The sequence below is a fragment of the Burkholderia reimsis genome (assembly GCF_003294055.1).
GTDB lineage: Bacteria > Pseudomonadota > Gammaproteobacteria > Burkholderiales > Burkholderiaceae > Burkholderia > Burkholderia cepacia.
On sequence record NZ_QMFZ01000004.1, the window covers coordinates 54,105 to 79,280 of the forward strand.

General features: G+C 66.9%; 18 protein-coding genes. 15 read left to right on the top strand and 3 right to left on the bottom strand.

From position 1 onward, the window contains the following. The 5 genes from DPV79_RS06870 (at position 1) to def (ending at position 8,744) form a co-directional block, all read left to right on the top strand. On the top strand, positions 1-942 hold the full coding sequence (locus tag DPV79_RS06870; RefSeq protein ID WP_027787082.1) for a DMT family transporter: 942 nt from the start codon (positions 1-3) through the stop codon (positions 940-942). A gap of 139 nt (positions 943-1,081) precedes the next feature. Next, positions 1,082-4,594: a chromosome segregation protein SMC gene (smc, locus tag DPV79_RS06875; protein ID WP_059651618.1), complete on the top strand. Its 3,513-nt coding sequence runs from the start codon at positions 1,082-1,084 to the stop codon at positions 4,592-4,594. Between the two features lie 85 nt (positions 4,595-4,679). Then, positions 4,680-5,972: a cell division protein ZipA C-terminal FtsZ-binding domain-containing protein gene (locus DPV79_RS06880; RefSeq protein WP_113045070.1), complete on the top strand. Its 1,293-nt coding sequence runs from the start codon at positions 4,680-4,682 to the stop codon at positions 5,970-5,972. 166 nt (positions 5,973-6,138) lie between these two features. Next, complete coding sequence (ligA, locus tag DPV79_RS06885; protein ID WP_059687321.1) at positions 6,139-8,214, top strand: NAD-dependent DNA ligase LigA; 2,076 nt, start codon at positions 6,139-6,141, stop codon at positions 8,212-8,214. Next, positions 8,211-8,744, top strand: a complete 534-nt coding sequence (gene def / locus DPV79_RS06890; protein WP_048020902.1) for a peptide deformylase — start codon at positions 8,211-8,213, stop codon at positions 8,742-8,744. The genes ligA and def overlap by 4 nt, the downstream gene beginning before the upstream one ends. A gap of 90 nt (positions 8,745-8,834) precedes the next feature. Here def and DPV79_RS06895 read toward each other — a convergent pair whose 3' ends face one another. From DPV79_RS06895 to map, 3 genes are read right to left on the bottom strand one after another with little or no spacing between them, the layout of a single operon-like run. Beyond that, a complete protein-coding gene (locus tag DPV79_RS06895; RefSeq protein WP_113045071.1) occupies positions 8,835-10,832 on the bottom strand; it encodes a pseudouridine synthase in 1,998 nt (665 codons plus the stop codon). Between the two features lie 16 nt (positions 10,833-10,848). Beyond that, positions 10,849-13,425 carry a [protein-PII] uridylyltransferase gene (locus tag DPV79_RS06900; RefSeq protein WP_113045072.1) on the bottom strand — a complete coding sequence of 859 codons (2,577 nt, stop codon included), beginning with the start codon at positions 13,423-13,425 and terminating at the stop codon, positions 10,849-10,851. A 54-nt stretch (positions 13,426-13,479) separates the two neighbouring features. Then, a complete protein-coding gene (gene map, locus DPV79_RS06905) occupies positions 13,480-14,295 on the bottom strand; it encodes a type I methionyl aminopeptidase (RefSeq protein WP_021159103.1) in 816 nt (271 codons plus the stop codon). Between the two features lie 377 nt (positions 14,296-14,672). On the opposite strand from map, the gene rpsB reads away from it, so the two are divergent. The 10 genes from rpsB (at position 14,673) to DPV79_RS06960 (ending at position 25,173) form a co-directional block, all read left to right on the top strand. Then, positions 14,673-15,413, top strand: a complete 741-nt coding sequence (rpsB, locus tag DPV79_RS06915; RefSeq protein ID WP_006483818.1) for a 30S ribosomal protein S2 — start codon at positions 14,673-14,675, stop codon at positions 15,411-15,413. Between the two features lie 162 nt (positions 15,414-15,575). Next, positions 15,576-16,457, top strand: coding sequence for a translation elongation factor Ts (tsf, locus tag DPV79_RS06920; protein ID WP_021159104.1), 882 nt, complete (start codon positions 15,576-15,578; stop codon positions 16,455-16,457). A 163-nt stretch (positions 16,458-16,620) separates the two neighbouring features. Then, positions 16,621-17,334 (top strand): UMP kinase, encoded by a 714-nt coding sequence (gene pyrH / locus DPV79_RS06925; RefSeq protein WP_011352459.1) that lies wholly within the window; start codon positions 16,621-16,623, stop codon positions 17,332-17,334. A 91-nt stretch (positions 17,335-17,425) separates the two neighbouring features. Then, the gene (gene frr / locus DPV79_RS06930) at positions 17,426-17,986 is read left to right on the top strand and encodes a ribosome recycling factor (protein ID WP_021159105.1); all 561 of its coding nucleotides are present in this window, start codon (positions 17,426-17,428) and stop codon (positions 17,984-17,986) included. Between the two features lie 47 nt (positions 17,987-18,033). Then, on the top strand, positions 18,034-18,816 hold the full coding sequence (gene uppS, locus DPV79_RS06935) for a polyprenyl diphosphate synthase (protein ID WP_006478494.1): 783 nt from the start codon (positions 18,034-18,036) through the stop codon (positions 18,814-18,816). After that, positions 18,810-19,631 (top strand): phosphatidate cytidylyltransferase, encoded by an 822-nt coding sequence (locus DPV79_RS06940; protein ID WP_042974809.1) that lies wholly within the window; start codon positions 18,810-18,812, stop codon positions 19,629-19,631. The genes uppS and DPV79_RS06940 overlap by 7 nt, the downstream gene beginning before the upstream one ends. 15 nt (positions 19,632-19,646) lie before the next feature. Beyond that, a complete protein-coding gene (locus DPV79_RS06945; protein WP_021159108.1) occupies positions 19,647-20,843 on the top strand; it encodes a 1-deoxy-D-xylulose-5-phosphate reductoisomerase in 1,197 nt (398 codons plus the stop codon). Between the two features lie 11 nt (positions 20,844-20,854). Continuing rightward, positions 20,855-22,240, top strand: a complete 1,386-nt coding sequence (gene rseP, locus DPV79_RS06950) for an RIP metalloprotease RseP (RefSeq protein ID WP_048020907.1) — start codon at positions 20,855-20,857, stop codon at positions 22,238-22,240. A 61-nt stretch (positions 22,241-22,301) separates the two neighbouring features. Continuing rightward, positions 22,302-24,611, top strand: coding sequence for an outer membrane protein assembly factor BamA (gene bamA / locus DPV79_RS06955; protein WP_057056463.1), 2,310 nt, complete (start codon positions 22,302-22,304; stop codon positions 24,609-24,611). Positions 24,612-24,675: 64 nt separating this feature from the next. Beyond that, entirely contained in the window at positions 24,676-25,173 is a 498-nt protein-coding gene (locus tag DPV79_RS06960) for an OmpH/Skp family outer membrane protein (protein WP_011549544.1), read from the top strand. Positions 25,174-25,176: the final 3 nt, after the last annotated feature.

A 25,176-nucleotide genomic window follows, 5' to 3' on the forward strand; every position in this document is an offset into this window, starting at 1 on the left:
ATGAATAACGCGGTACGCGGCAGCCTGCCGACGCTGGCCATCCTGATCGGCGCATCGGTATGGGGCCTGATCTGGTATCCGCTGCGGATCCTTGCGTCGCTCGGCGTGACGGGCACGCTCGCGAGCGCGCTGACGAGCCTCGTCGCGTTCCTGTTCGTGATCGTCGCGCGGCACCGCACGATCGCGACGCTGCGCTGGCACTGGGTGCTGGCCGGCATTGCGGTGACGGCCGGCGTGACGAACCTCGGGTTCGTGTGGGGCACGATCCACGGCGAAGTGCTGCGTGTGATGCTGCTGTTCTACCTGACCCCCGCGTGGACCGCGATCTACGCGCACTTCCTGCTGCGCGAGCGGCTGACCTGGGCCGGCGCGGGGCTCGCGGCGCTGTCGATCGGCGGCGCGATGCTGATGCTGTGGTCGCCGGCGCTCGGCCTGCCGCTGCCGGCCAGCCCGGCCGAATGGGCCGGCCTCGCTGCCGGGCTGAGCTTCGCGATGAGCAACGTGCTCGTGATCAAGGCGAGCCGCGAGCTGCCGGAGATGCGCGCGGAGATGCGCACCGCGACGCTGTTCGGCGGCGCGGCCGTGTTCGGCGCGATCGCGTCGCTGTTCGAGGGGCTGCCGGCTGCGCCGGCGGGCGGCCAGCTCGGTGTCGCCGCGCTGATCATCGTCGCGATCGGCGTGACGATGGCGTCGAACAACCTGCTCGTCCAGTACGGGCTCGCGCGTGTGCCGGCGAACCGCGCGTCGATCATCATGCTGTTCGAGATCGTGATCACCGCGCTGTCGGCGTGGGTGTTCGCGAACGAGCTGCCGACCGCGCGCGAGTGGGCGGGCGGCGCATGCATCGTGCTGGCCACGCTGCTGTCGAGCCGGGTCCATCGTGCCGCGCCGGCACCGGACAAACCCGGCGACGGTCGGGACGGTGCACGCGCGATGGTATGATGGAAGCCGTTTGCGGGGCCCAACGCTGGATGCGCGCGGCCCCGCTTTTGAATTCCGGGGCGCGTCGCGCGCATGGGCCGTCCGGCCTCGCGCAGTGCGGCTCCGTCCGTTTCACACCTTCTTCACATCCGATACCGCCGTGCGTCTGAGCTCGATCAAACTCGCTGGCTTCAAATCCTTTGTCGATCCCACGCATTTCCAGGTTCCGGGCCAGCTTGTCGGCGTGGTGGGCCCGAACGGGTGCGGCAAGTCCAACATCATCGACGCCGTGCGCTGGGTGCTCGGCGAGTCGCGCGCTTCCGAGCTGCGCGGCGAGTCGATGCAGGACGTGATCTTCAACGGCTCGACCGCCCGCAAGCCCGGCAGCCGGGCCAGCGTCGAACTGATCTTCGACAACTCCGACGGCCGCGCGGCTGGCCAGTGGGGCCAGTACGGCGAGATCGCCGTAAAGCGCGTGCTCACGCGCGACGGCACGTCGAGTTACTACATCAACAACCTGCCGGCGCGTCGCCGCGACATCCAGGACATCTTCCTCGGCACGGGCCTCGGGCCGCGTGCGTACGCGATCATCGGGCAGGGCATGATCGCGCGGATCATCGAGGCGAAGCCGGAAGAGCTGCGCGTGTTCCTCGAGGAGGCCGCGGGCGTATCGAAGTACAAGGAGCGCCGCCGCGAAACCGAGAACCGCCTGCACGACACGCGCGAGAACCTGACGCGCGTCGAGGACATCGTCCGCGAACTCGGTGCGAACCTCGAGAAGCTCGAGGCGCAGGCCGTCGTCGCGACGAGGTACAAGGAACTCGTCGCCGACGGCGAGGAGAAGCAGCGCCTGCTGTGGCTGCTGCGCAAGAACGAGGCCGCCGGCGAGCAGCAGAAGCAGCAGCGCGCGATCGAACAGGCGCAGATCGACCTCGAGGCGCAGACGGCGAAGCTGCGCGAGGTCGAGGCGCAGCTCGAGACGCTGCGTGTCGCGCATTACTCGGCGAGCGACGCGATGCAGGGCGCGCAGGGTTCGCTCTACGAGGCGAATGCCGAGGTGAGCCGCCTCGAAGCCGAGATCAAGTTCATCGTCGAATCGCGCAATCGCGTGCAGGCGCAGATCGCCGCGCTGAATGCGCAGCGCGAGCAATGGCGGGCGCAGGCCGAGAAGGCGCAGGACGAGCTCGAGGAAGCCGAGGAAGCGCGCGCGATGGCCGACGAGAAGGCCGCGCTCGCCGAAGACAACGCCGCCGCGAAGCACGACGCACTGCCGGCGCTCGAAGCGAAATGGCGCGATGCGCAGGCGCAGCTCAACGACGAGCGCGCGCGGATCGCGCAGACCGAACAGTCGCTGAAACTCGAGGCCGCGCACCAGCGCAACGCCGACCAGCAGCTTCAGCAGCTTCAGCAACGCCATGAGCGCCTGAAGAGCGAAGCGGGCGGGCTCGACGCGCCGGACGAGGCCCAGCTCGAGGAGCTGCGCATGCAGCTGGCCGAGCAGGAAGAGATCCTTGCCGAAGCGCAGGCGCGCCTCGCCGACGCGCAGGAAACGGTGCCGCGCCTCGATGGCGAACGCCGTGCCGCGCAGGAGCGCGTGCAGGCCGAGGCCGCGCAGATCCACCAGCTGGAGGCGCGTCTCGCCGCGTTGAAGCAACTGCAGGAAAACGTGCAGACCGAAGGCAAGGTGCAGCCGTGGCTCGACAAGCACGAGCTCGGCGCGCTGCCGCGCCTGTGGAAGAAGCTGCACGTCGAAGCCGGCTGGGAAGCGGCACTCGAGGCCGTGCTGCGCGAGCGTCTCGCCGCGCTCGAAGTGTCGAATCTCGACTGGGTGAAGGCATTCGCGACCGATGCGCCGCCGGCGAAGCTCGCGTTCTATGCGCCGCCTGCGGCCGGCGAACCGCCCGCGGCCGTGGCGGGCCTGCGCCCGGTGCTGTCGCTCGTGCGCATCGACGATGCGGGCATCCGTGCGGTGCTGAACGACTGGCTCGGCAACGTGTATGTCGCCGACGACGTCGCACAGGCGCTCGCGACGCGCACGCAGCTGCCGGCAGGCGGCGCGTTCGTCGTCAAGGCCGGCCATGTCGTCACGCGCGTCGGCGTGCAGCTCTATGCCGCCGATTCGGAGCAGGCCGGGATGCTGGCCCGCCAGCAGGAAATCGAAAACCTGACGCGCCAGGTGCGTGCGCAGGCGCTGCTCGCCGACGAGGCGCGCACGGCAGCCGTGCGCGCGGAAGCCGCGCACACGCAGGCCACGCAGGCGCTCGGCGACGTGCGCGCACAGGCCGAGCGTGCGACGCAACGCGTGCACGCGCTGCAGATGGACGTGCTGAAGCTCGCTCAGGCGCACGAACGTTACACGCAGCGCAGCACGCAGATCCGCGAGGAACTCGAGGAAATCGGCGCGCAGATCGAAGAGCAGCGCGCGATGCGCGCTGAATCGGAAGCGAATTTCGAGCGTTTCGACGGCGAACTCGCGGAGCTGCAGGCGCGCTTCGAGGACAACCAGCTCGCATTCGAAGCACTCGACGAATCGCTGACGCAGGCGCGTCAGGAAGCGCGCGACCTGGAGCGCGGCGCGAACGACGCGCGCTTCGCAGCGCGCAACGCGGTCACGCGGATCGACGAACTCAAGCGCAGCATCCAGGTCGCGCACGAGCAGAGCGAACGTGTTGCCGGATCGCTGGAAGACGCACGCGCCGAACTCGAGACGATCAACGAGCAGACCGCGCACACGGGCCTGCAGGACGCGCTCGAAGTGCGTGCGGTGAAGGAAGAGGCGCTGCAGGCCGCGCGGATCGAACTCGACGACCTGACCGCGAAGCTGCGCGCGTCGGACGAGCAGCGGCTCGTCGCCGAGCGCTCGCTGCAGCCGCTGCGCGACCGCATCACCGAATTGCAGTTGAAGGAGCAGGCCGCGCGCCTGGCGGTCGAGCAGTTCGCCGAGCAACTGACCGCGGCCGAGGTCGACGAGGAAGCGCTGCGCGAGAAGCTCACGCCGGATCTGAAGCCGTCGTACCTGCAAGGCGAGGTCACGCGCCTGAACAACGCGATCAACGCGCTCGGCCCGGTGAACATGGCCGCGCTCGACGAGCTGAAGGCCGCGAGCGAGCGCAAGGTGTTCCTCGATGCGCAGTCGGCCGACCTGATCGACGCGATCACGACGCTCGAGGACGCGATCCACAAGATCGACCAGGAAACCCGCACGCTGCTGCAAGGCACTTTCGACGAGGTCAACCGTCACTTCAGCGACCTGTTCCCGCGCCTGTTCGGCGGCGGCCAGGCGAAGCTGATCATGACGGGCGACGAGATCCTCGATGCCGGCGTGCAGGTGATGGCGCAGCCGCCGGGCAAGAAGAACGCGACGATTCACCTGCTGTCGGGCGGCGAGAAGGCGCTGACCGCGACCGCACTGGTGTTCGCGATGTTCCAGCTCAATCCGGCGCCGTTCTGTCTGCTCGACGAGGTCGACGCGCCGCTCGACGACGCGAACACCGAGCGTTTCGCGAATCTCGTGCGCGCGATGTCCGACAAGACGCAGTTCCTGTTCATCTCGCACAACAAGATCGCGATGGAGATGGCGCAGCAGCTGATCGGCGTGACGATGCAGGAGCAGGGCGTGTCGCGGATCGTCGCGGTGGACATGGAAACCGCCGCGGGTTTTGCCCAGAATTGACGTTTGACGAAACCGGACCGCGTTCGCGCGGCGCATGGGCGCCCGTTCGCGGTTCCGACGAACAAGAATTGCTGATGGAGCGTGCATGGACGAGTTGACACTCGGTTTGATCGGCGCGGGCGCCGTCGTGGTGGGCGGCGTCGTGGTCTACAACGCATGGCAGGGCGCGAAAGTGCGGCGCAGGATGCCGCGCCCGATGCCGGAGGAAGCGGCCGAGGCGATGAACCGCCCCGAGCGCGACGAAGAGTTGCCGTTCATCGAGCCGGTGCGTCAGCCGGTGCGGCGCGAACCTGCTGTGCCGGCTGCGACTGCTGCTGCGGCCGCCACGTCGGCGGAAGTCGCGCGCGTCGAGCCGACCTTCGGCGGTGCGGCGCCTGCCGACATGCCGGCCGACCTGCAGGCCGAGGCGACCGGTGTCGAGCCGTCGGCAGAGCCGGCCGAGCCGGTCGACGCGGTTGCCGGCGAATACACCGTGCCGGCCGCCGCGCACGACACGCACGCTGAAGCGGCCGAGCCGGTCGAACCCGTGCTGCCGGCTGCTACGACGATCTCGTCGGCACCGCCGGCGATCGTCGACCGCCGGATCGACTGCATCGTGCCGATCCGGCTCAACGGTTTGCTGCCGGGCGACAAGATCCTGCCGGCCGCGCAGCGGCTGCGCCGCGCGGGCAGCAAGCCCGTGCATATCGAAGGCAAGCCCGAAGGCGGCCAGTGGGAGCTGCTGCAGAACGGCGTGCGCTACGAGGAACTGCGCGCAGCCGCGCAGCTCGCGAACCGCAGCGGCGCGCTGAACGAGCTCGAGTTCTCCGAATTCGTGACGGGTGTCCAGCAGTTCGCCGACGCGATCGACGGCGCGCCGGAATTCCCGGACATGATGGAAACGGTCGCGATGGCGCGCGAGCTCGACGCGTTTGCCGCGCAATGCGACGCGCAACTGTCGATCAACGTGATGTCGGACGGCGCGCCGTGGTCGGCGAACTACGTGCAGGCGGTCGCGTCGCAGGACGGGCTGCTGCTGTCCCGCGACGGCACGCGTTTCGTGAAGCTCGACGCGAAGCAGAACCCGGTGTTCATGCTGCAGTTCGGCGACACGAACTTCCTGCGTGACGACCTCACGTACAAGGGCGGCAACATGATCACGCTGGTGCTCGACGTGCCGGTCGCCGAAGAGGACATCCTGCCGTTCCGGCTGATGTGCGACTACGCGAAGTCGCTGTCCGAACGGATCGGTGCGCGGGTCGTCGACGATTCGCGCCGGCCGTTGCCGGAATCGACGCTCGTCGCGATCGACCAGCAACTGATGAAGCTGTACGCGAAGCTCGAGGAAGCCGGCATCCCGGCCGGTTCGCCGGTCACGCGCCGCCTCTTCAGCCAGTAACGCGAACGCACGGGCGGCGGGCTTCGGCGCCGCCGTTCGTCGCTGCGGCGCACACCTCGCTGTTTGCGCTGCAGCACGCGCATCGGGCGCGTTTTGCGCGCCCCGCCACGGCGGCAAACTGAGATAATCGGGCATCCGATTTTCTCAGAACGAATCTGCCGCCAGCATGGCCCGAACCCAAGCCGAACCGCCAGCCAGCCAGCCCGACGCGCGCGCCGCGTGGCTGCGCGACCAACTCGAGCGGGCGAACTACGCCTACTACGTGCTCGATCAGCCGGATCTGCCCGACGCCGAATACGACCGACTGTTTCGCGAACTGCAGCAGCTCGAAACCGATCATCCCGAACTCGTGACGCCCGATTCGCCGACGCAGCGCGTGGGCGGCGAGGCGGCCGGCGGCTTCACGCCGGTCGTCCACGATGCGCCGATGCTGTCGCTGAACAACGGTTTTGCCGACGAGGACATCGTCGCGTTCGACAAGCGCGTCGCCGACGCGCTCGACAAGGCGACCGATCTCGCCGGTTCGGTGACGGAGCCGGTCGACTACGCGTGCGAACTGAAGTTCGACGGTCTCGCGATCTCGCTGCGTTACGAGCAGGGCGTATTCGTGCAGGCGTCGACGCGCGGCGACGGCACGACCGGCGAGGACGTGACCGAGAACGTGCGCACGATCCGCTCGATTCCGCTGAAGCTGAAGGGCAAGAACGTGCCGGCCGTACTCGACGTGCGCGGCGAGGTGCTGATGTTCAAGCGCGATTTCGCACGCCTGAACGAACGCCAGCGCGCGGCCGAACAGCGCGAATTCGCGAACCCGCGCAACGCGGCGGCCGGCAGCCTGCGCCAGCTCGACTCGAAGATCACCGCGCAGCGTCCGCTGTCGTTCTTCGCGTACGGGATCGGCGTGCTCGACGGGATGCCGATGCCCGATACGCACAGCGCGCTGCTCGACTGGTACGAGTCGCTCGGCCTGCCCGTGAACCGCGAGCGCGCGGTCGTGCAGGGCGCCGAGGGTTTGCTCGACTTCTTCCGCAAGATCGGCGAGAAGCGCGAGTCTCTGCCCTACGACATCGACGGTGTCGTCTACAAGGTCAACCGGCGTGACGAGCAGGAGCGCCTCGGCTTCGTGTCGCGTGCGCCGCGCTTCGCGCTCGCTCACAAGTTCCCCGCGCAGGAAGCGCTGACGAAGCTCGTCGCGATCGACGTGCAGGTCGGGCGCACCGGCGCGATCACACCGGTCGCGCGCCTCGAGCCCGTGTTCGTCGGCGGCGCGACGGTGACCAACGCGACGCTGCACAACGAGGACGAGGTGCGCCGCAAGGACATCCGGATCGGCGATACCGTGATCGTGCGCCGCGCCGGCGACGTGATCCCCGAGGTGGTCGGCGCGCTGCTCGACCGGCGCCCGGCCGATGCGGCCGAATTCGTGATGCCGACCGAATGCCCGGTGTGCGGCTCGAAGATCGAGCGCCTGCCGGACGAGGCGATCGCGCGCTGCACGGGCGGCCTGTTCTGCCCGGCGCAGCGCAAGCAGGCGCTGTGGCACTTCGCGCAGCGCCGCGCGCTCGACATCGACGGTCTCGGCGAGAAGATCATCGACCAGCTCGTCGAGCTGAATCTCGTGCGCACGCCGGCCGACCTGTTCAATCTCGGCTTTGCGACGCTCGCCGAGCTCGACCGGTTCGCCGAGAAGTCCGCACAGAACCTGCTCGACTCGCTCGAGAAGGCGAAGCACACGACGCTCGCGCGCTTCATCTACGGGCTCGGTATCCGTCACGTGGGCGAATCGACCGCGAAGGATCTCGCGAAGCATTTCGGCTCGCTCACGCCGATCATGGACGCGTCGATCGAAGAGCTGCTCGAAGTCAACGACGTCGGGCCGATCGTCGCCGAGTCGCTCCACCAGTTTTTCGCGGAAGAGCACAACCGGACCGTGATCGAGCAATTGCGTGCGCCGGGCAAGGTGACGTGGCCGGAAGGGCCGCCCGCGCCGAAGGCGCCGCAGGGCGTGCTGGCCGGCAAGACCGTCGTGCTGACGGGCACGCTGCCGACGCTCACGCGCGATGCCGCGAAGGAAATGCTCGAAGCGGCGGGCGCGAAAGTGGCCGGTTCGGTATCGAAGAAGACGGATTACGTGGTCGCGGGCGCCGAAGCCGGCAGCAAGCTCGCGAAGGCCGAGGAACTCGGCATCCCCGTGCTGGACGAAGACGGCCTGCACCAACTCCTGGAGGGCAATACGCCATGATTCGCGAGATCCTGAAGATGGGCGATCCGCGCCTGCTCGAAGTCGCCAAGCCGGTCGAGCGGTTCGATACACCCGAGCTGCACGAGATCGTCGCGGACATGTTCGAGACGATGCACCATGCGAACGGCGCCGGCCTGGCCGCGCCGCAGATCGGCATCGGGCTGCAGATCATCATCTTCGGCTTCGGCAACAACAACCGCTACCCGGAAGCGCCGCCGGTGCCCGAGACCGTGCTGATCAACCCGAAGGTCGAGTACCTGCCGCCGGACATGGAAGAGGGCTGGGAAGGCTGCCTGTCGGTGCCGGGCATGCGCGGCGTCGTCAGCCGCTACGCGAAGGTGCGCTACAGCGGCTTCGACCAGTTCGGCGAGAAGATCGATCGTGTCGCCGACGGTTTTCACGCACGCGTCGTCCAGCACGAATACGACCACCTGATCGGCAAGCTGTATCCGATGCGGATCACCGATTTCACGCGCTTCGGCTTCACGGAGGTGCTGTTCCCGGGGCTCGATCCGGCTTCCGACGACTGATCCTTCTGCTTTCCCGGTTTCTCGCAGACAAGAAAAAGCCCGCTTGCGCGGGCTTTTTCATTGCATGGCGCACGTGTGGCGCGCCGGCGGTCAGAACGTCTCGTCGGCCGACAGATAGCGCCATTGCCCCTGCGGCAGTGCGCCGAGCATCACGCGGCCCATCCGGACGCGTTTCAGGCCGATCACGTCGAGGCCCACCAGTTCGCACATGCGGCGGATCTGGCGCTTCTTGCCTTCGCGCAGCACGAAGCGCAACTGCTCGCCGTTCTGCCAGCTCACCATCGCGGGCTTCAGCGCGACGCCGTCGAGCTCGAGGCCATGGCGCAGCTTCGCGAGCGATTCCGCCGGGAAGTGCTGGTCGATGTCGATCAGCCGTTCGCCGAAGCGCACGCGCACCAGGTACTCCTTGTCGATATCCGACTGTTCGCCGATCAGCTGCTTCGCGATCACGCCGTTCTGCGTCAGCACGAGCAGGCCGGTCGAATCGATGTCCAGGCGGCCGGCCGGTGCGAGCGCGTGCAGGTGCTGCGGCGAGAAGCGGACCGGCGAATGGTCGCCGCTCCACCGGTTCGCGCGCGTGATCAGCACGGCTGCCGGCTCGTAGCCATCTTCCGCCTGGCCCGACACATAACCGACGGGCTTGTGCAGCAGGATCGTCACTTGCGCGGCCTGCGCGGCGCTCGCGCGCTCGTCGATCTCGATCTTCTGGTCGGCGCGGACCTTGGTGCCGAGCGTGTCGATGCGTTCGCCGTCGACGAGTACCCAACCCTTTTCGATCCATTCGTCGGCTTCGCGGCGCGAGCACATGCCGAGCTCGGACATCCGCTTCGACAGGCGCATCAGGCCCGTTTCGTCGCCGTAGTCGACGTCGGCCGCCGCGCGCTTGACCGGTTGCGCGGTCTTGACCGCACCGAACGAGCGGCGTTCGCCGTCGCGTGCGGGGCGAGCCGGGCGGTCGCCGAAGCTGCGCTTTGCGCCTTCGGCGGGCGCCTTGTCGCGATAGGACGGGCGTTTGCCGTCGTCGGCACCTGCGCGGCGCGGACGGGCATCGTCATCACGACGCGGCGGACGATCGGACGACGTGCGGCGGTCGCCGAAGCTGCGCTTTGCGCCTTCGCCGGATGCCTTGTCGCGATAGGTCGGGCGCTTGCCGTCGTCGGCGCCTGCGCGGCGCGGACGGGTATCGTCATCACGACGCGGCGGACGATCGGACGACGTGCGTCGATCGCCGAAGCTGCGCTTTGCGCCTTCGCCGGTTGCCTTGTCGCGATAGGACGGGCGTTTGTCGTCGTCGCCACCTGCGCGGCGCGGACGGGCATCGTCATCACGGCGCGGCGGACGATCGGACGACGTGCGGCGGTCGCCGAAGCTGCGCTTCGCGCCTTCGCCGGATGCATTGTCGCGGTACGGCGCGCGCGCGCCGCCTTCACCACCCGCGCGACGCGGACGTGCGTCGTCATCACGGCGCGGCGGACGATCGGACGACGGGCGGCGGTCACCGAAGCTGCGCTTCGCGCCTTCGCCGGATGCATTGTCACGGTACGGCGCGCGTGCGCCGCCTTCACCACCCGCGCGACGCGGACGTGCATCGTCATCACGACGCGGCGGGCGATCGGACGACGTGCGGCGGTCGCCGAAGCTGCGCTTTGCACCTTCACCGGCTGCCTTGTCGCGATAGGACGAGCGTTTGTCGTCGTCGCCACCCGCGCGACGCGGACGTGCGTCGTCATCACGGCGCGGCGGACGATCGGACGACGTGCGTCGATCGCCGAAGCTGCGCTTCGCCCCTTCGCCGGCCGCGTTGTCGCGATATGGCGCGCGCGTGCCGCGTTCGGCACCGCCGTCACGCGGCGCACGCTTGGCCGGTGCGCGATCCGCGCCCGGGCGCTCGGCGCCTGCCGCGCCGCGCGGCTTGAACGAGCGTTCGCCGGCGGCGGCCGGGGACGCCTTCTTCGGGCGGGCCGGCTTGTCCCCTGCGGGCGGCGCAGCGGGACGCACCGCCTTGCGGGCGACGAGGCTGCCGGAGCGGACAGGGGCGCGGGTCGGCGACGCCGGCTTCGGATTCTTGACGGTTAGTTTGGTGCGCATAAACGCTGGAATTCATTCAGACTGCGATCGCACGCAGCAACTCGGTTTCAAGCTGGATCTGCAGGCGGTTGTCGGACAGGCCGGCACCCGCGAGCAGGAAGATGTCCTCGACGCGTTCGCCGAGCGTATTGATCCGCGCCGCATGGACGCCGATCCGATGCTCGGCAAGTACGCGCGCGATCGAATAGAGAAGGCCCGGCCGGTCGTTGGCCGACACGGACAGGATGTAGTACTGGCCGCGCTCGTCGGCCCGCAGGTCGACGCGCGGCGTGATCGGAAACGTCCGGGACAGCCTCGACAGGCGGCCCTTGGACGGCTCCGGCAGCGGTGCGGTTTCGGTGAGCCGCGACGCGAGCTGTTGTTCGACGAGATTCGCGATGTCGCGGTAGCGCACGTCGCGTTCGGTCTGCGTGACGATGAAGTTGTCGAGCGCGTAGCCGTGACGTGTCGTGCTGACGCGCGCGTCGAGCACCGACAGCCCGTTGCGGTCGAAATACGCGCAGATGCCCGCGAACAGGTCGGGGCGATCCTTCACGTACACGAGCACCTGCAGCGCGTCGCCGATCGGCGACGGCCGCGCGCGGACGATCGCGGTTTCGGCGTTCACGTGCCGGTACAGCACGCGTGTCTGCCACGCGATGTCGGCTGCGTCGTGACGCAGGAAGAAGCCGACGTCGAGCTGGTCCCACAGTGCGCGATGGGCGTCGTCGGGCACGGTCTCGAGGCGCAGCAGCGCGAGCGCCTGCTCCTGCCGCGACTTCAGCTCCGAATGCGCGTCGGGGTTGGCCCCGCCGAGCACCGCGAGCGTGATGCGGTACAGGTCCTCGAGCAGCTTGCCTTTCCACGTGTTCCACACCTTCGGGCTCGTGCCGCGGATATCGGCGACGGTCAGCAGGTACAGCGCGGTGAGGTAGCGTTCGTTGCCGACGACTTCGGCAAAGCGCTTGATGACCTCCGGGTCGCTCGTGTCCTGCTTCTGCGCGACCTGGCTCATCGTCAGGTGATGCTGGACGAGCCACACGATCAACGACGCGTCGTCGCCGGCGATGCCGTGCTCGCGGCAGAAGCGCCGCGCATCGGCCATCCCGAGCGTCGAGTGATCGCCGCCGCGGCCTTTCGCGATGTCGTGGAACAGCGCGGCGACATACAGCACCCACGGGCGCTCGAAGTTGCCGATCAACTGGCTGCAGAACGGATATTCGTGCGCGTGCTCGGCCACCGCGAAGCGGCGGATGTTGCGCAACACCATCAGGATGTGCTGGTCGACCGTGTACACGTGGTACAGGTCGTGCTGCATCTGGCCGACGATGCGGCGGAAGTTCAGCAGATAGCGGCCGAGCACGCTCGTCTGGTTCATCAGCCGGAACGCGTGCGTGATCCCTTCGGGCTGCTGCAGGATCCGCATGAACGTGTCGCGGTTCTGCGGATCGCGGCGCCACGCGTTGTTCATGATCTCGCGCGAGTTGTACAGCGCGCGCAGCGTGCGGGCGGACAGGCCCTTCACGCCGCGGGTCGTCTCGTACAGCAGGAACGCTTCGAGGATCGCGTCGGGATGGCGCTCGAACACGCCGTCGTCGACGATCTCGAGCATCCCCTGTTTCTCGACGAAGCGGTCGGGCGACAGCACGCGCGTGATGCCGCTCGTCGCGGGAAAGAGCTGCGCCTCGATGTTCTGGATCAGGATCGTCGCGAGCTGCGTGACGGCTTTCGCGGCCCAGTAATAGCGGCGCATCAGCTGCTCGCTCGCGCGCTTGGTCTGCGTCGGCTCGTAGCCGAAGCTCTCGGCCGCCTGCGTCTGCAGGTCGAACACGAGCATGTCCTGGCGGCGGCCGGCGATCACGTGCAGCCGCGCGCGCAGCGTCTTCAGGAAACCTTCGTTGCGGCGCAGCTCGCGCGCTTCGCGATCGGTGATAAGGCCGCGCGTGTCGAGTTCGCGCCAGCTGCTGCCGAAGCCCGCCGCGCGCGCGATCCACAGGATCGTCTGCAGGTCGCGCAGGCCGCCGGGACTTTCCTTCACGTTCGGCTCGAGGCTGTACGGCGTGTCCTGGAACTTCGCGTGGCGCTGGCGCATCTCGAGCACCTTCGCGGTGAAGAACGCGCGGGCGTCGAGCGCCTCGTGGTAGCGCACCGTGAAGCGCTCGAACAGCGCGGTGCTGCCGACGATGCGCCGCGCTTCCAGCAGGGACGTTTGCACCGTGACGTCCTGCGACGCCTCCTCGATGCACTGCGCGACCGTGCGCACGCTGCTGCCGATCTCGAGGCCGAGATCCCACGCCATCCCGATGAAGCGCTCGATGCGCGCGTCGAGCGTGGGGTCGTGCGCATCGGGCAGCAGCACGAGGATGTCGACGTCGGAATAGGGCGCGAGCTCGCCGCGCCCGTAGCCGCCGACGGCGACGAGCGCGAGCGTCGCGGGCAGCCCGCAGTCGTCCCACACGCGCTTGAGCGCATCGTCGGTGAGTTTCGACAGCGCGTGCATCAGGGACGCGACGTTCGTCGCGCGGCGAAAGCGCTCGAGCATCTCCGTCTTGGCGGCCTTGAATTCGGCGCGCCGCGACAGCGCGTCGGGCGAGGGGGCGGCGTGAGCGCTCATGGGCGGCCAGTCAGGTGCGGGTGGTGCGGGTAGGGCGGGCTGGCGCGACGGCGCTCAGACCGCGGCGGCCGGTTGCGCGAACACGGGGCGCGCCGGCGTGCCGGCCGACACGGTCAGCACCTCGTAGCCGGTTTCGGTGACGAGCACCGTGTGCTCCCACTGCGCCGACAGGCTGCGGTCGCGCGTCTTGACCGTCCACTGGTCGGGCATCGTGCGGATGTCGCGCTTGCCGGCGTTGATCATCGGCTCGATCGTGAAGATCATCCCGGCCTTCAGTTCGATGCCGGTGCCCGGGCGGCCGTAGTGGACGACCTGCGGATCCTCGTGGAACACCGTGCCGATGCCGTGGCCGCAGTATTCGCGCACGACGCTGTAGCCTTGCGCTTCCGCGTGCTTCTGGATCGCGTAGCCGATGTCGCCGAGGTGCGCGCCGGGCTTGACCTGGTCGATGCCGAGCCACATGCACTCGTAGGTGGTCTGCACGAGGCGCTTCGCGAGGATCGAGCCCTCGCCGACGATGAACATCCGGCTGGTGTCGCCGAAGTAGCCGTTCTTGATCACGGTGATGTCGATGTTCAGCGCGTCGCCGTTCTTGATCACCTTCTCGCCGGGAATGCCGTGGCAGATCACGTCGTTGACCGAAATGCAGGTGGCCTTCGGGTACGGCGGGTAGCCGGGCGGCTGGTAGTTCAGCGGTGCCGGGATCGTGCCCTGTTCGTTGAGCATGAACTCGTGGCAGAGGCGGTCGAGTTCGGCGGTCGTGATGCCGGCGACGACGTGCGGCGTGATGAAGTCGAGCACTTCGCTCGCGAGACGGCAGGCGACGCGCATCTCGGCGATATCGTGTTCGTTTTTGAGCGTAATAGCCATCGAGGTATGCCTGGAATGCGGTGAATTGACGGATTATCGCACCTTCTGGCAGGCGTCGCAGCCCCTGCCGGCGGTGCGGATGCGGGTTTTCGCGGATTGTCCGGCCGGCTGCCGCGCGGCAAGCGAAAGTGGTGAGCGACTTGAGAGCGGACAAATCGGCGTGCTATACTCTTTGGCTAAGTCGACATCCAAATGCCGTAGTGCCCCATTGCGGGGCGGCATCGCGGTGAAAGGCTTACGGCACGGGCGTTTTGCACGTGCCGAATCGCAAGCCGGCGCAACCAGGGTGCCGGCCGCGCGGAAATCGTGCCTTTCGGGGCAGGTTCGTGCGGCGGTACGGCGGCCGGCTTAAGACCCAACCCTCGTGGAGAATTTACATGGCAGTTACGATGCGCCAAATGCTGGAAGCGGGTGTCCACTTCGGTCACCAGACGCGCTTCTGGAACCCGAAGATGGCTCCGTTCATTTTCGGTCACCGCAACAAGATTCACATCATCAACCTCGAAAAGACGCTGCCGATGTTCACGGACGCACAGAAGTACGTGCGCCAGCTGGCAGCGAACCGCGGCACGATCCTGTTCGTCGGCACGAAGCGTCAATCGCGTGACACGATCGCCCAGGAAGCGCAGCGCGCAGGCATGCCGTACGTCAACGCACGCTGGCTCGGCGGCATGATGACCAACTTCAAGACGCTGAAGGTATCGATCAAGCGCCTGAAGGACATGGAAGCGGCAGTCGAGGCAGGCGAGCTCGAGAAGATGAGCAAGAAGGAAGCGCTGCTGTTCGAACGCGAAATCGCGAAGCTGCAGAAGTCGATCGGCGGCGTGAAGGACATGGGCGGCATTCCGGACGCAATCTTCGTCGTCGACGTCGGCTACCACAAGATTGCCGTCACGGAAGCGAACAAGCTGGGCGTGCCGGTCATCGCCGTGGTCGATACGAACCACTCGCCGGAAGGTGTGGATTACGTGATCCCGGGTAACGACGACTCGAGCAAGGCAGTCGCGCTGTACGCCGAAGGCGTGGCCGACGCGATCCTCGAAGGCCGTGCGAACGCGGTCAACGAAGTGGTCCAGGCCGCACGCGGCGACGACGAGTACGTCGAGGAAAACGCGTAACTGGCCCCGAGCCGGCGCAAAAAGGGGGCTCTCAACAGGCCCCCTTTTTTTAAGCTTGTGCGCCGGACCTGATCGCGCCGAATCGGCGCGGGTCCGGAAACGATTTTCGGCCGTTCGCGTCCAAGCGGGCGGCGTTGTGAATACAGACTCAAGGAGCGAATGATGGCGGCAATTACCGCAAGCATGGTGGCAGAACTGCGCGCGAAGACCGACGCACCGATGATGGAGTGCAAGAAGGCGCTGACGGAAGCCGACGGCGATCTGGCCAAGGCTGAAGAGCTGCTGCGCGTCAAGCTCGGCAACAAGGCAAGCAAGGCGGCATCGCGCGTGACGGCAGAAGGCGTCGTTGCATCGTTCGTCGGCGGCAACGCAGGCGCGCTGGTCGAGCTGAACTGCGAAACCGACTTCGTCGCGAAGAACGACGACTTCCTCGCATTCTCGAAGACGGTTGCAGAACTCGTCGCGACGCAGAACCCGGCCGACGTGGCAGCGCTGTCGGCACTGCCGCTCGAAGGCTCGACGGTCGACGCGGTGCGTCTGGCCCTGATCGGCAAGATCGGCGAGAACGTCTCGATCCGCCGTTTCGTCCGTTTCGAAACCGCGAACAAGATCGCAACGTACCTGCACGGCGCGCGTATCGGCGTGATCGTCGAGTACACGGGCGCGGAAGAGCAGGTCGGCAAGGACGTCGCGATGCACATCGCGGCAATGAAGCCGGTCGCGCTGTCGTCGGCTGACGTGCCGGCGGAACTGATCGAGACGGAACGCCGCGTGGCCGAGCAGAAGGCTGCGGAATCGGGCAAGCCGGCCGAGATCGTCGCGAAGATGGTCGACGGCAGCGTCCAGAAGTACCTGAAGGAAGTGTCGCTGCTGAACCAGACGTTCGTGAAGAACGACAAGCAGACGATCGAGCAGATGCTGAAGGCAGCGAATGCGGCAGTGCAGAAGTTCGCGCTGTTCGTCGTCGGCGAAGGCATCGAGAAGCGCCAGGACGACTTCGCCGCCGAAGTGGCCGCGCAAGTCGCAGCAGCAAAGCAGCAGTAAGCCGTAAGCAGTCAGGCAGTATCCGCGGCGGGCGTCCGCTCCGCCGCGGTCGGCGCCGCCGCCGGCCGGCCGGGAAACCCGGTTCGACCGTCGGCGCTTGCCCGAATCAGTATTTCGCCCCTACAGTTCGTGGTTGTCATCCTCTCGTCGCTCGGAAGCCCCTATGTCCAATGCCTATAAACGCGTCCTCCTCAAACTCTCCGGCGAAGCGCTGATGGGCGACGATGCCTTCGGCATCAATCGCGCGACGATCGAACGGATGGTGGCCGATATCGCCGAAGTCGTGCGTCTCGGTACGCAGCTCGCGGTCGTGATCGGTGGCGGTAATATTTTCCGCGGTGTCGCGGGTGGCGCGGCCGGCATGGATCGCGCGACGGCGGACTACATGGGGATGCTCGCGACGATGATGAACGCGCTGGCGCTGCAGGACGCGATGCGCCACGCCGGCATCGAGGCGCGCGTGCAGTCCGCGCTGCGCATGGACCAGGTCGTCGAGCCGTACATCCGGCCCCGCGCGATTCGCCAGCTCGAGGAAGGCCGCGTCGTGATCTTCGCGGCCGGTACGGGCAACCCGTTCTTCACGACCGACACGGCCGCCGCGCTGCGCGGTTCGGAAGTGGGCGCCGAGGTGGTGCTGAAGGCGACCAAGGTCGATGGCGTATATTCTGCCGATCCGAAGAAGGATCCGTCGGCTACGCGCTACACGACGATCACGTTCGACGAGGCGATCAGCCGCAACCTGCAGGTGATGGACGCGACGGCCTTCGCGCTGTGCCGCGACCAGAAGCTGCCGATTCGCGTGTTTTCGATCAACAAGCCGGGCGCGCTCAAGCGCATCGTGCTGGGCGAGGACGAAGGTACGCTCGTCCACGTGTAAACTCCCGCGGATGCGGGCCATCGGCCGCGGCGCGCCGGACGCGCCGGGCAGGGCCCGCGTTCTTTGAAGGTTAGAAGGTTCGGAGGTTGAAATGAGTGTCGCTGATACCAAGAAGGGCGTCGAGCAAAAGATGCAGCGCTCGATCGAGGCGTTCAAGAACGATCTGGCAAAGATCCGTACGGGCCGTGCACACACCGGTCTGCTCGATCACGTGCAGGTCGACTACTACGGGTCGATGGTGCCGATCTCGCAGGTCGCTAACCTGACGCTCGTCGATGCGCGCACGATCGGCGTGCAGCCGTGGGAAAAGAACATGGTCGCGAAGGTCGAGAAGGCCATTCGCGAAGCCGACCTGGGCCTGAACCCGGCGACGGCCGGCGACTTGATCCGCGTGCCGATGCCCGCGCTGACGGAAGAGCGCCGCCGCGAACTGACCAAGGTCGTCAAGAGCGAAGGCGAAACGGCCAAGGTCGCGATCCGCAACCTGCGCCGCGACGCGAACGAAGCGCTCAAGAAGCTCGTGAAGGACAAGGAAATCTCGGAAGACGACGAGCGCCGTGCGAGCGACGACGTGCAGAAGCTGACCGACAAGCACGTCGCCGAAATCGATAAGCTCGTGCAGACCAAGGAAGCCGAGATCATGACGGTCTGACGACCGTCCTCGCGCGCCGCCTTCTTCCCGCAACTGTCTCAACGGCCATGACCTATACCAGCTCTACCGTTCGCGTGCCTGACGTCGGTGTCGTGCCGCGTCACATCGCGATCATCATGGACGGCAACGGCCGTTGGGCGACCGAACGCCGCTTGCCGCGCGTCGCGGGGCATACCCGCGGCGTCGATGCCGTGCGGGCGGTGGTCGAAGGCTGCGCGCGCGCCGGCGTCGAATACCTGACGCTGTTCGCGTTCAGTTCGGAAAACTGGCGCCGGCCGAACGACGAAGTGTCGTTCCTGATGCGGCTCTTCATCACCGCGCTCGAGCGCGAGGTCGGCAAGCTCCATGCGAACGGGATCCGCCTGCGTGTCGTCGGCGATCTCGACCGTTTCGAGCCGCGCATCCGCGAACTGATTCGCCGCGCCGAAACCAAGACGGCGCGCAACACCCGTCTTACGCTCACCATCGCGGCCAACTACGGCGGCCGGTGGGACATCCTGCAGGCGACGAAGAAGCTCGTCGAGCAGGCCGTGCGCGAAGGGCGCGAGGTCGAAGTGACCGAGGACGCGTTCGCGCCGCACCTGGCGATGGCCTATGCGCCGGAGCCCGATCTCTTCATCCGTACCGGTGGCGAGCAGCGCGTCAGCAACTTCCTGCTGTGGCAGCTCGCGTACGCCGAATTCTATTTCACCGACAAATACTGGCCGGATTTCGACGGCGCGGCACTGGCCGACGCCATGGCGTCGTATACGGAGCGCGAACGTCGTTTCGGCCGCACGAGCGCACAGCTCGAACCGCAATCGCAGAACGCCGACTCCCTTTCATGCTGAAAACCCGTGTGATCACGGCGATCGTGATGCTGGCGGTACTGCTGCCGGTGACGCTGTTCGCGCCGCTCACCGCGTTCGGCGCGCTGATCGGCGTCGTGCTCGTGTTCGCCGCGTGGGAATGGGCGCGCCTGCTCAAGCTCGGCGGCGCCGGCCCGGTCGTCTATGCCGTCGTCGCGGCGCTTGCGCTCGCGGCAACGGTGCCGCTCGGCGTCGATGCGGCATCGTCCCGTCCCCTTTTCATGGCAGCCGGCGTGTTCTGGCTGCTGGTCGGCCCGTTCGCGCTGCGGCGCAAGCCCGAACTCGCGGGCGGCGTCTGGCGGCCGTTCCTGCTGGCGGCCGGCCTCGTGGTCTTTGCAGCCTGCTGGCATGCGCTCGTCGCGGCGCGCGCGCTGGGCGTGCCGTTCGTGCTGTCGCTGCTTCTGGTCGTCTGGCTGGCCGATATCGGCGCATACTTCGCGGGCAAGGCCTTCGGAAAGCGTAAACTGGCCGTCACGATCAGTCCCGGCAAGAGCTGGGAAGGCGCGATCGGGGGCTGGCTCGCCGTGATGGTCGTCGCCGGTGTCGCGATGGTCGTGCACGCGTTCGAGCCGACCCTGTTTTCCGCGTTCGCCGTGCGTTACGGGATGCCCGGCGCGTGGGCCGCACTGACGCTGCTGGTCGCGTACAGCGTGATCGGCGACCTGTTCGAGTCGCTGCTGAAGCGGCAGGCGGGCGTGAAGGATTCGAGCGGACTGCTGCCTGGCCATGGCGGCGTGCTCGACCGTGTCGACGCGCTGCTTCCGGTGCTGCCGCTCGCGATGCTGCTGCTTGGTTAAACCACTATTTCTGTTATGCAAAAACGTCTGACATTGCTCGGTTCCACGGGCTCGATCGGAGACAGCACGCTCGACGTGGTCGCGCGCCATCCCGAGCGCTTCTCGGTCTACGCGCTGACCGCACACCGCAACGGCGACAAGCTGGTCGAGCAATGCCTGCGCTTCGCGCCTGAAGTGGCGGTGGTCGGCGATGCCGCGACCGCCGCGCAGGTCGAAGCGAAGCTGCGTGCGGCGGGCAGCAAGACGACCGTGCTGCACGGGCCGCAGGCGCTCGTCGACGTGTCGAAGAGCGACGGCTGCGACACGGTGGTCGCGGCGATCGTCGGTGCGGCCGGCCTCGCGCCGAGCCTCGCGGCCGCGCGCGCCGGCAAGCGCATCCTGCTCGCGAACAAGGAATCGCTGGTGATGTCGGGCGCGATCTTCATGGACGCCGTGCGCGACCATGGCGCGATCCTGCTGCCGGTCGACAGCGAACACAACGCGATCTTCCAGTGCATGCCCCGCGACGAGAACGAGCACGGCGGGATCTCGAAGATCATCCTGACCGCGTCGGGCGGCCCGTTCCGCACGCGCGAGCCGGCCACGCTCGTCGACGTGACGCCGGACGAGGCGTGCAAGCATCCGAACTGGGTGATGGGCCGCAAGATCTCGGTCGACTCCGCGACGATGATGAACAAGGGTCTCGAGGTGATCGAGGCGCACTGGATCTTCGGGCTGCCGGGCGACCGGATCGACGTGCTGATCCATCCGCAGAGCGTGATCCATTCGCTCGTGTCGTACCGCGACGGCTCGGTGCTCGCCCAGCTCGGCAACCCCGACATGCGCACGCCGATCGCGCACGCACTCGCGTTCCCCGAGCGCGTCGATGCGGGCGTCGATCAGCTCGACCTCGCGCAGATCGCCCAGCTGTCGTTCGAGAAGCCCGATTACGCGCGCTTCCCGTGCCTCGCGCTCGCGCTGAAGGCACTCGAGGAAGGCGGTATCGCGAGCGCCGCATTGAACGCGGCGAACGAAGTGGCGGTCGAAGCGTTTCTCGCGCGCCGCATCGGCTTCATGGCGATTGCGGCGACGGTCGACGCCGTGCTCAACACGCTGCCGAACCGCGCGCCCGACGGGCTCGACGACGTCCTGGCGGCGGATGCAGAGGCACGCCGCCTCGCCGCCGAGATCATTGCCAAAGCGCCTGCGCCACGCGTGGAGCGCACTGTCTGAATGGGGTGCTCATGAACGTGCTGGTCGAACTGATCGCGTTTGCGGTGGCGATCGGGGTGCTGGTCGTCGTGCATGAGTACGGACATTATCGCGTCGCGCGCTGGTGCGGCGTGAAGGTGCTGCGTTTCTCGATCGGCTTCGGCCAGCCCGTCGCGCGCTGGGTCAGCCGCCGGACGGGCACCGAGTGGACGCTGTCCGCGTTGCCGCTCGGCGGCTACGTGAAGATGCTCGACGAGCGCGATCCCGGCCCTGGCATCCCGCCCGAGGAGCTCGGCCAGGCGTTCAACCGGCAATCGGTCTACAAGCGCATCGCGATCGTCGCGGCCGGCCCGATTGCCAACTTCCTGTTGGCAATCTTCCTGTTTTCCGTCGTATTTGCCACCGGCGTGACCGAGCCGGCCGCGATCGTCGCGCCGCCGGCCGCCGGTACGGCGGCGGCGCGCGCGGGCTTCGACGGCGGAGAGGCGATCGTGTCGATCCGCAACGTGCGCACGGGCGACGCGCAAGGCGGCGAGTCCGAGCCGGTAAGGTCGTGGTCGGACCTGCGCTGGAAGCTGCTCGCGGCCGCGTTCGATCACCGCGAGATCGTGCTCGGCGCGCGCGACGGCAACACGACGTTCGATTTCCGCGTCGACCTGCGCAACGTTCCCGAAAGTCAGCTCGACGACGATTTCATGGCCCGTCTGGGTTTCGAGGCCGGCGGCGGCACGCTGTCGATCGCGACGGTGCAGCCAGGCAGCGCGGCGGAGCAGGCGGGCCTGAAGTCCGGCGACAAGCTGGTCGCGCTCGACGGCAAGCCGATCGGCGGCGCGACGCGCTTCATCGATTTCGTGAAACACCATGCAGGCAAGCCGCTCGAGCTGCAGATCGAGCGCGACGGCGCCGCGCAGACGGTGTCGATCGTGCCGCAGATGCAGCGCGACGATGAATCGGGGCAGCAGGTCGGCCGTATCGGTGCGGCGCTGTCGATGCATGCGCCGTCCGTCGACGTGCGTTACGGGCCGATCGAGAGCCTGCGGCTCGGCGCGCACCGCACGTGGGACATCTCCGTGTATTCGCTGCGGATGTTCGGGCGCATGATCACGGGCAACGCGTCGCTGAAGAACCTGTCCGGCCCCGTGACGATTGCCGACTACGCGGGCAAGAGTGCGCGGCTCGGTCCGTCGGCGTTCCTGTCGTTCCTCGCCCTTGTCAGCATTAGCCTTGGCGTCCTGAACTTGTTGCCGATTCCCGTTTTGGACGGGGGGCATCTGTTATATTATGCGGTTGAAGCCGCGACCGGGAAAGCCGTCTCGGAGCGCTGGCAGCTGATTCTGCAAAGAGCCGGGTTGATCTGCATCGTCGCGTTGTCGGCGATCGCGCTGTTCAACGATCTGGCTCGGTTAATCCATTTCTGAAGCGTCAGGCGGCGGCCGCTGGGCAGCCGCCTGATTTGATGCAGCTAAATATTGGGGATGCATGTTGTTCAAACCTCATCGTTTTGTACCTAAGACAGTTGCAGCGGCCGCGCTCGCCGCGCACGGCCTCGCGGCGCATGCAGCGGCACCGTTCGTGGTGCAAGACATCAAGATCGAGGGGCTGCAGCGCGTCGAAGCGGGTTCGGTGTTCGCCTACCTGCCGATCAAGCAGGGCGATACCTTCACGGACGACAAGGCATCCGAAGCAATCCGCGCGCTGTACGCGACGGGCTTTTTCAACGACGTACGCATCGCCACGCAGGGCAACGTCGTGATCGTGCAGGTGCAGGAGCGTCCGGCCATCGCGTCGATCGACTTCACCGGCACGAAGGAATTCGACAAGGACAACCTGACGAAGGCGCTGCGCGCGGTCGGCCTTGCCGACGGCCGTTATTACGACAAGGCGCTCGTCGACAAGGCGGAGCAGGAGCTCAAGCGCCAGTACCTCACGCGCGGCTTCTACGCGGCCGAGGTCAAGACGACGGTCACGCCGGTCGACGCGAACCGTGTGTCGATCCTGTTCGCGGTGGCCGAAGGCCCGAGCGCGAAGATCCGCCAGATCAACTTCATCGGCAACAAGGCATTCAGCACCAGCACGCTGCGCGACGAGATGCAGCTGTCCACGCCGAACTGGTTCTCCTGGTACACGAAGAACGACCTGTACTCGAAGGAAAAGCTGACGGGCGACCTCGAAGCGGTGCGCTCGTACTACCTGAACCGCGGCTATCTCGAGTTCAACATCGATTCGACCCAGGTGTCGATCTCGCCCGACAAGAAGGACATGTACCTGACGGTCACGCTGCACGAAGGCGAGCCGTACACGGTGTCGGGCATCAAGCTGTCGGGCAACCTGCTCGATCGCGAGGCCGAACTCAGCAAGCTGATCAAGATCAAGCCGGGCGACCGCTTCTCGGCCGAAAAGCTGCAGCAGACCACCAAGTCGATCGTCGACAAGCTCGGTGAATACGGCTATGCATTCGCGACCGTCAACGCGCAGCCGGACATCGACCAGGCGAACCACAAGGTGAACCTGAACCTCGTCGTCGATCCGAGCCGCCGCGTGTACGTGCGCCGGATCAACGTCGTCGGCAACACGCGCACGCGCGACGAAGTCGTGCGCCGCGAAATGCGCCAGCTCGAAAGCTCGTGGTTCGATTCGAACCGCCTCGCGCTGTCGAAGGATCGCGTGAACCGTCTCGGCTACTTCACCAACGTCGACGTGACGACGGTGCCGGTCGACGGCACGAACGACCAGGTCGACGTGAACGTGAAGGTCGATGAAAAACCGACCGGCGCGATCACGCTGGGCGCCGGCTTCTCGTCGACGGACAAGGTCGTGCTGTCGGCGGGCGTGTCGCAGGACAACGTGTTCGGCTCGGGTACCAGCCTGTCGGTGAACGTCAACACCGCGAAGAGCTACCGCACGCTGACCGTCACGCAGGTCGACCCGTATTTTACGGTCGACGGCATCAAGCGGATCACGGACGTCTACTACCGCACGTACCAGCCGCTCTACTATTCGACGAGCTCGAGCTTCCGGATCATCAGCGCGGGCGGCAACCTGAAGTTCGGCATTCCGTTCTCGGAAGTCGACACCGTCTACTTCGGCGCCGGCTTCGAGCAGAACCGTCTCGACGTCGATTCGAACACGCCGCAGAGCTACCAGGATTACGTGAACGAGTTCGGCCGCGTGTCGAACACGGTGCCGCTGACGGTCGCGTGGTCGCGCGATGCGCGTGACAGCGCGCTGATTCCGAGCCGCGGCTACTTCACGCAGGCGAACATGGAGTACGGCGTACCGGTCGGCAAGATCCAGTACTACAAGGCCGACCTGCAGGCCCAGTACTACTATTCGTTCTCGCGCGGCTTCATCCTGGGCCTGAACCTGCAAGGCGGCTACGGTAACGGTATCGGCAACCCGTACCCGATCTTCAAGAACTACTACGCGGGCGGTATCGGCTCCGTGCGTGGCTACGAGCCGAGCTCGCTGGGCCCGCGCGACACGAAGACGAACGACCCGATCGGCGGTTCGAAGATGCTCGTCGGCAACATCGAGCTGACGTTCCCGCTGCCGGGCACGGGCTACGACCGCACGCTGCGCGTGTTCACGTTCCTCGACGGCGGTAACGTGTGGGGCAATGCGCCGGGCGGCACGAGTACGGGCGCCAACGGCCTGCGTTACGGCTACGGTGTGGGTCTCGCGTGGATCTCGCCGATCGGCCCGCTGAAGCTGAGCCTCGGCTTCCCGCTGCAGAAGCACGAAGGCGACCAGTACCAGAAATTCCAGTTCCAGATCGGGACGGCGTTCTGACCGAACGCATGACAACAGCAACGAGAGGGTAATTTTGCTAACCGGTAAGTTTTCGAAACGAGTGATGTGCGCGCTGACCGTTGCGCTGGCCTTGGGCGCTGCAACGGTGCACGCACAGGACGTCGCCCGCATCGCGGCGGTCAATTCGGATCGGATCCTGCGCGAGTCGGCGCCCGCGAAGGCGGCGCAGACGAAGCTCGAAGCCGAGTTCGCGAAGCGTGACAAGGATCTGCAGGATCTGGCGGCACGCCTGAAGTCGATGTCCGATTCGCTGGACAAGAACGGCGCGTCGCTGTCGGCGGCCGACCGCGCGCAGAAGCAGCGCGATCTCGCCCAGCTCGATACCGACTTCCAGCGCAAGCAGCGCGAGTTCCGCGAAGACCTGAACCAGCGCCGCAACGAGGAGCTGGCGGCCGTGCTCGAGAAGGCGAACAAGGTCATCAAGCAGATCGCCGAGCAGCAGAATTACGACCTGATCGTGCAGGAAGCCGTGTACGTCAGCCCGCGCATCGACATCACCGACAAGGTGCTCAAGGCGCTCGCGTCCGGCTCGACGAACTGAACG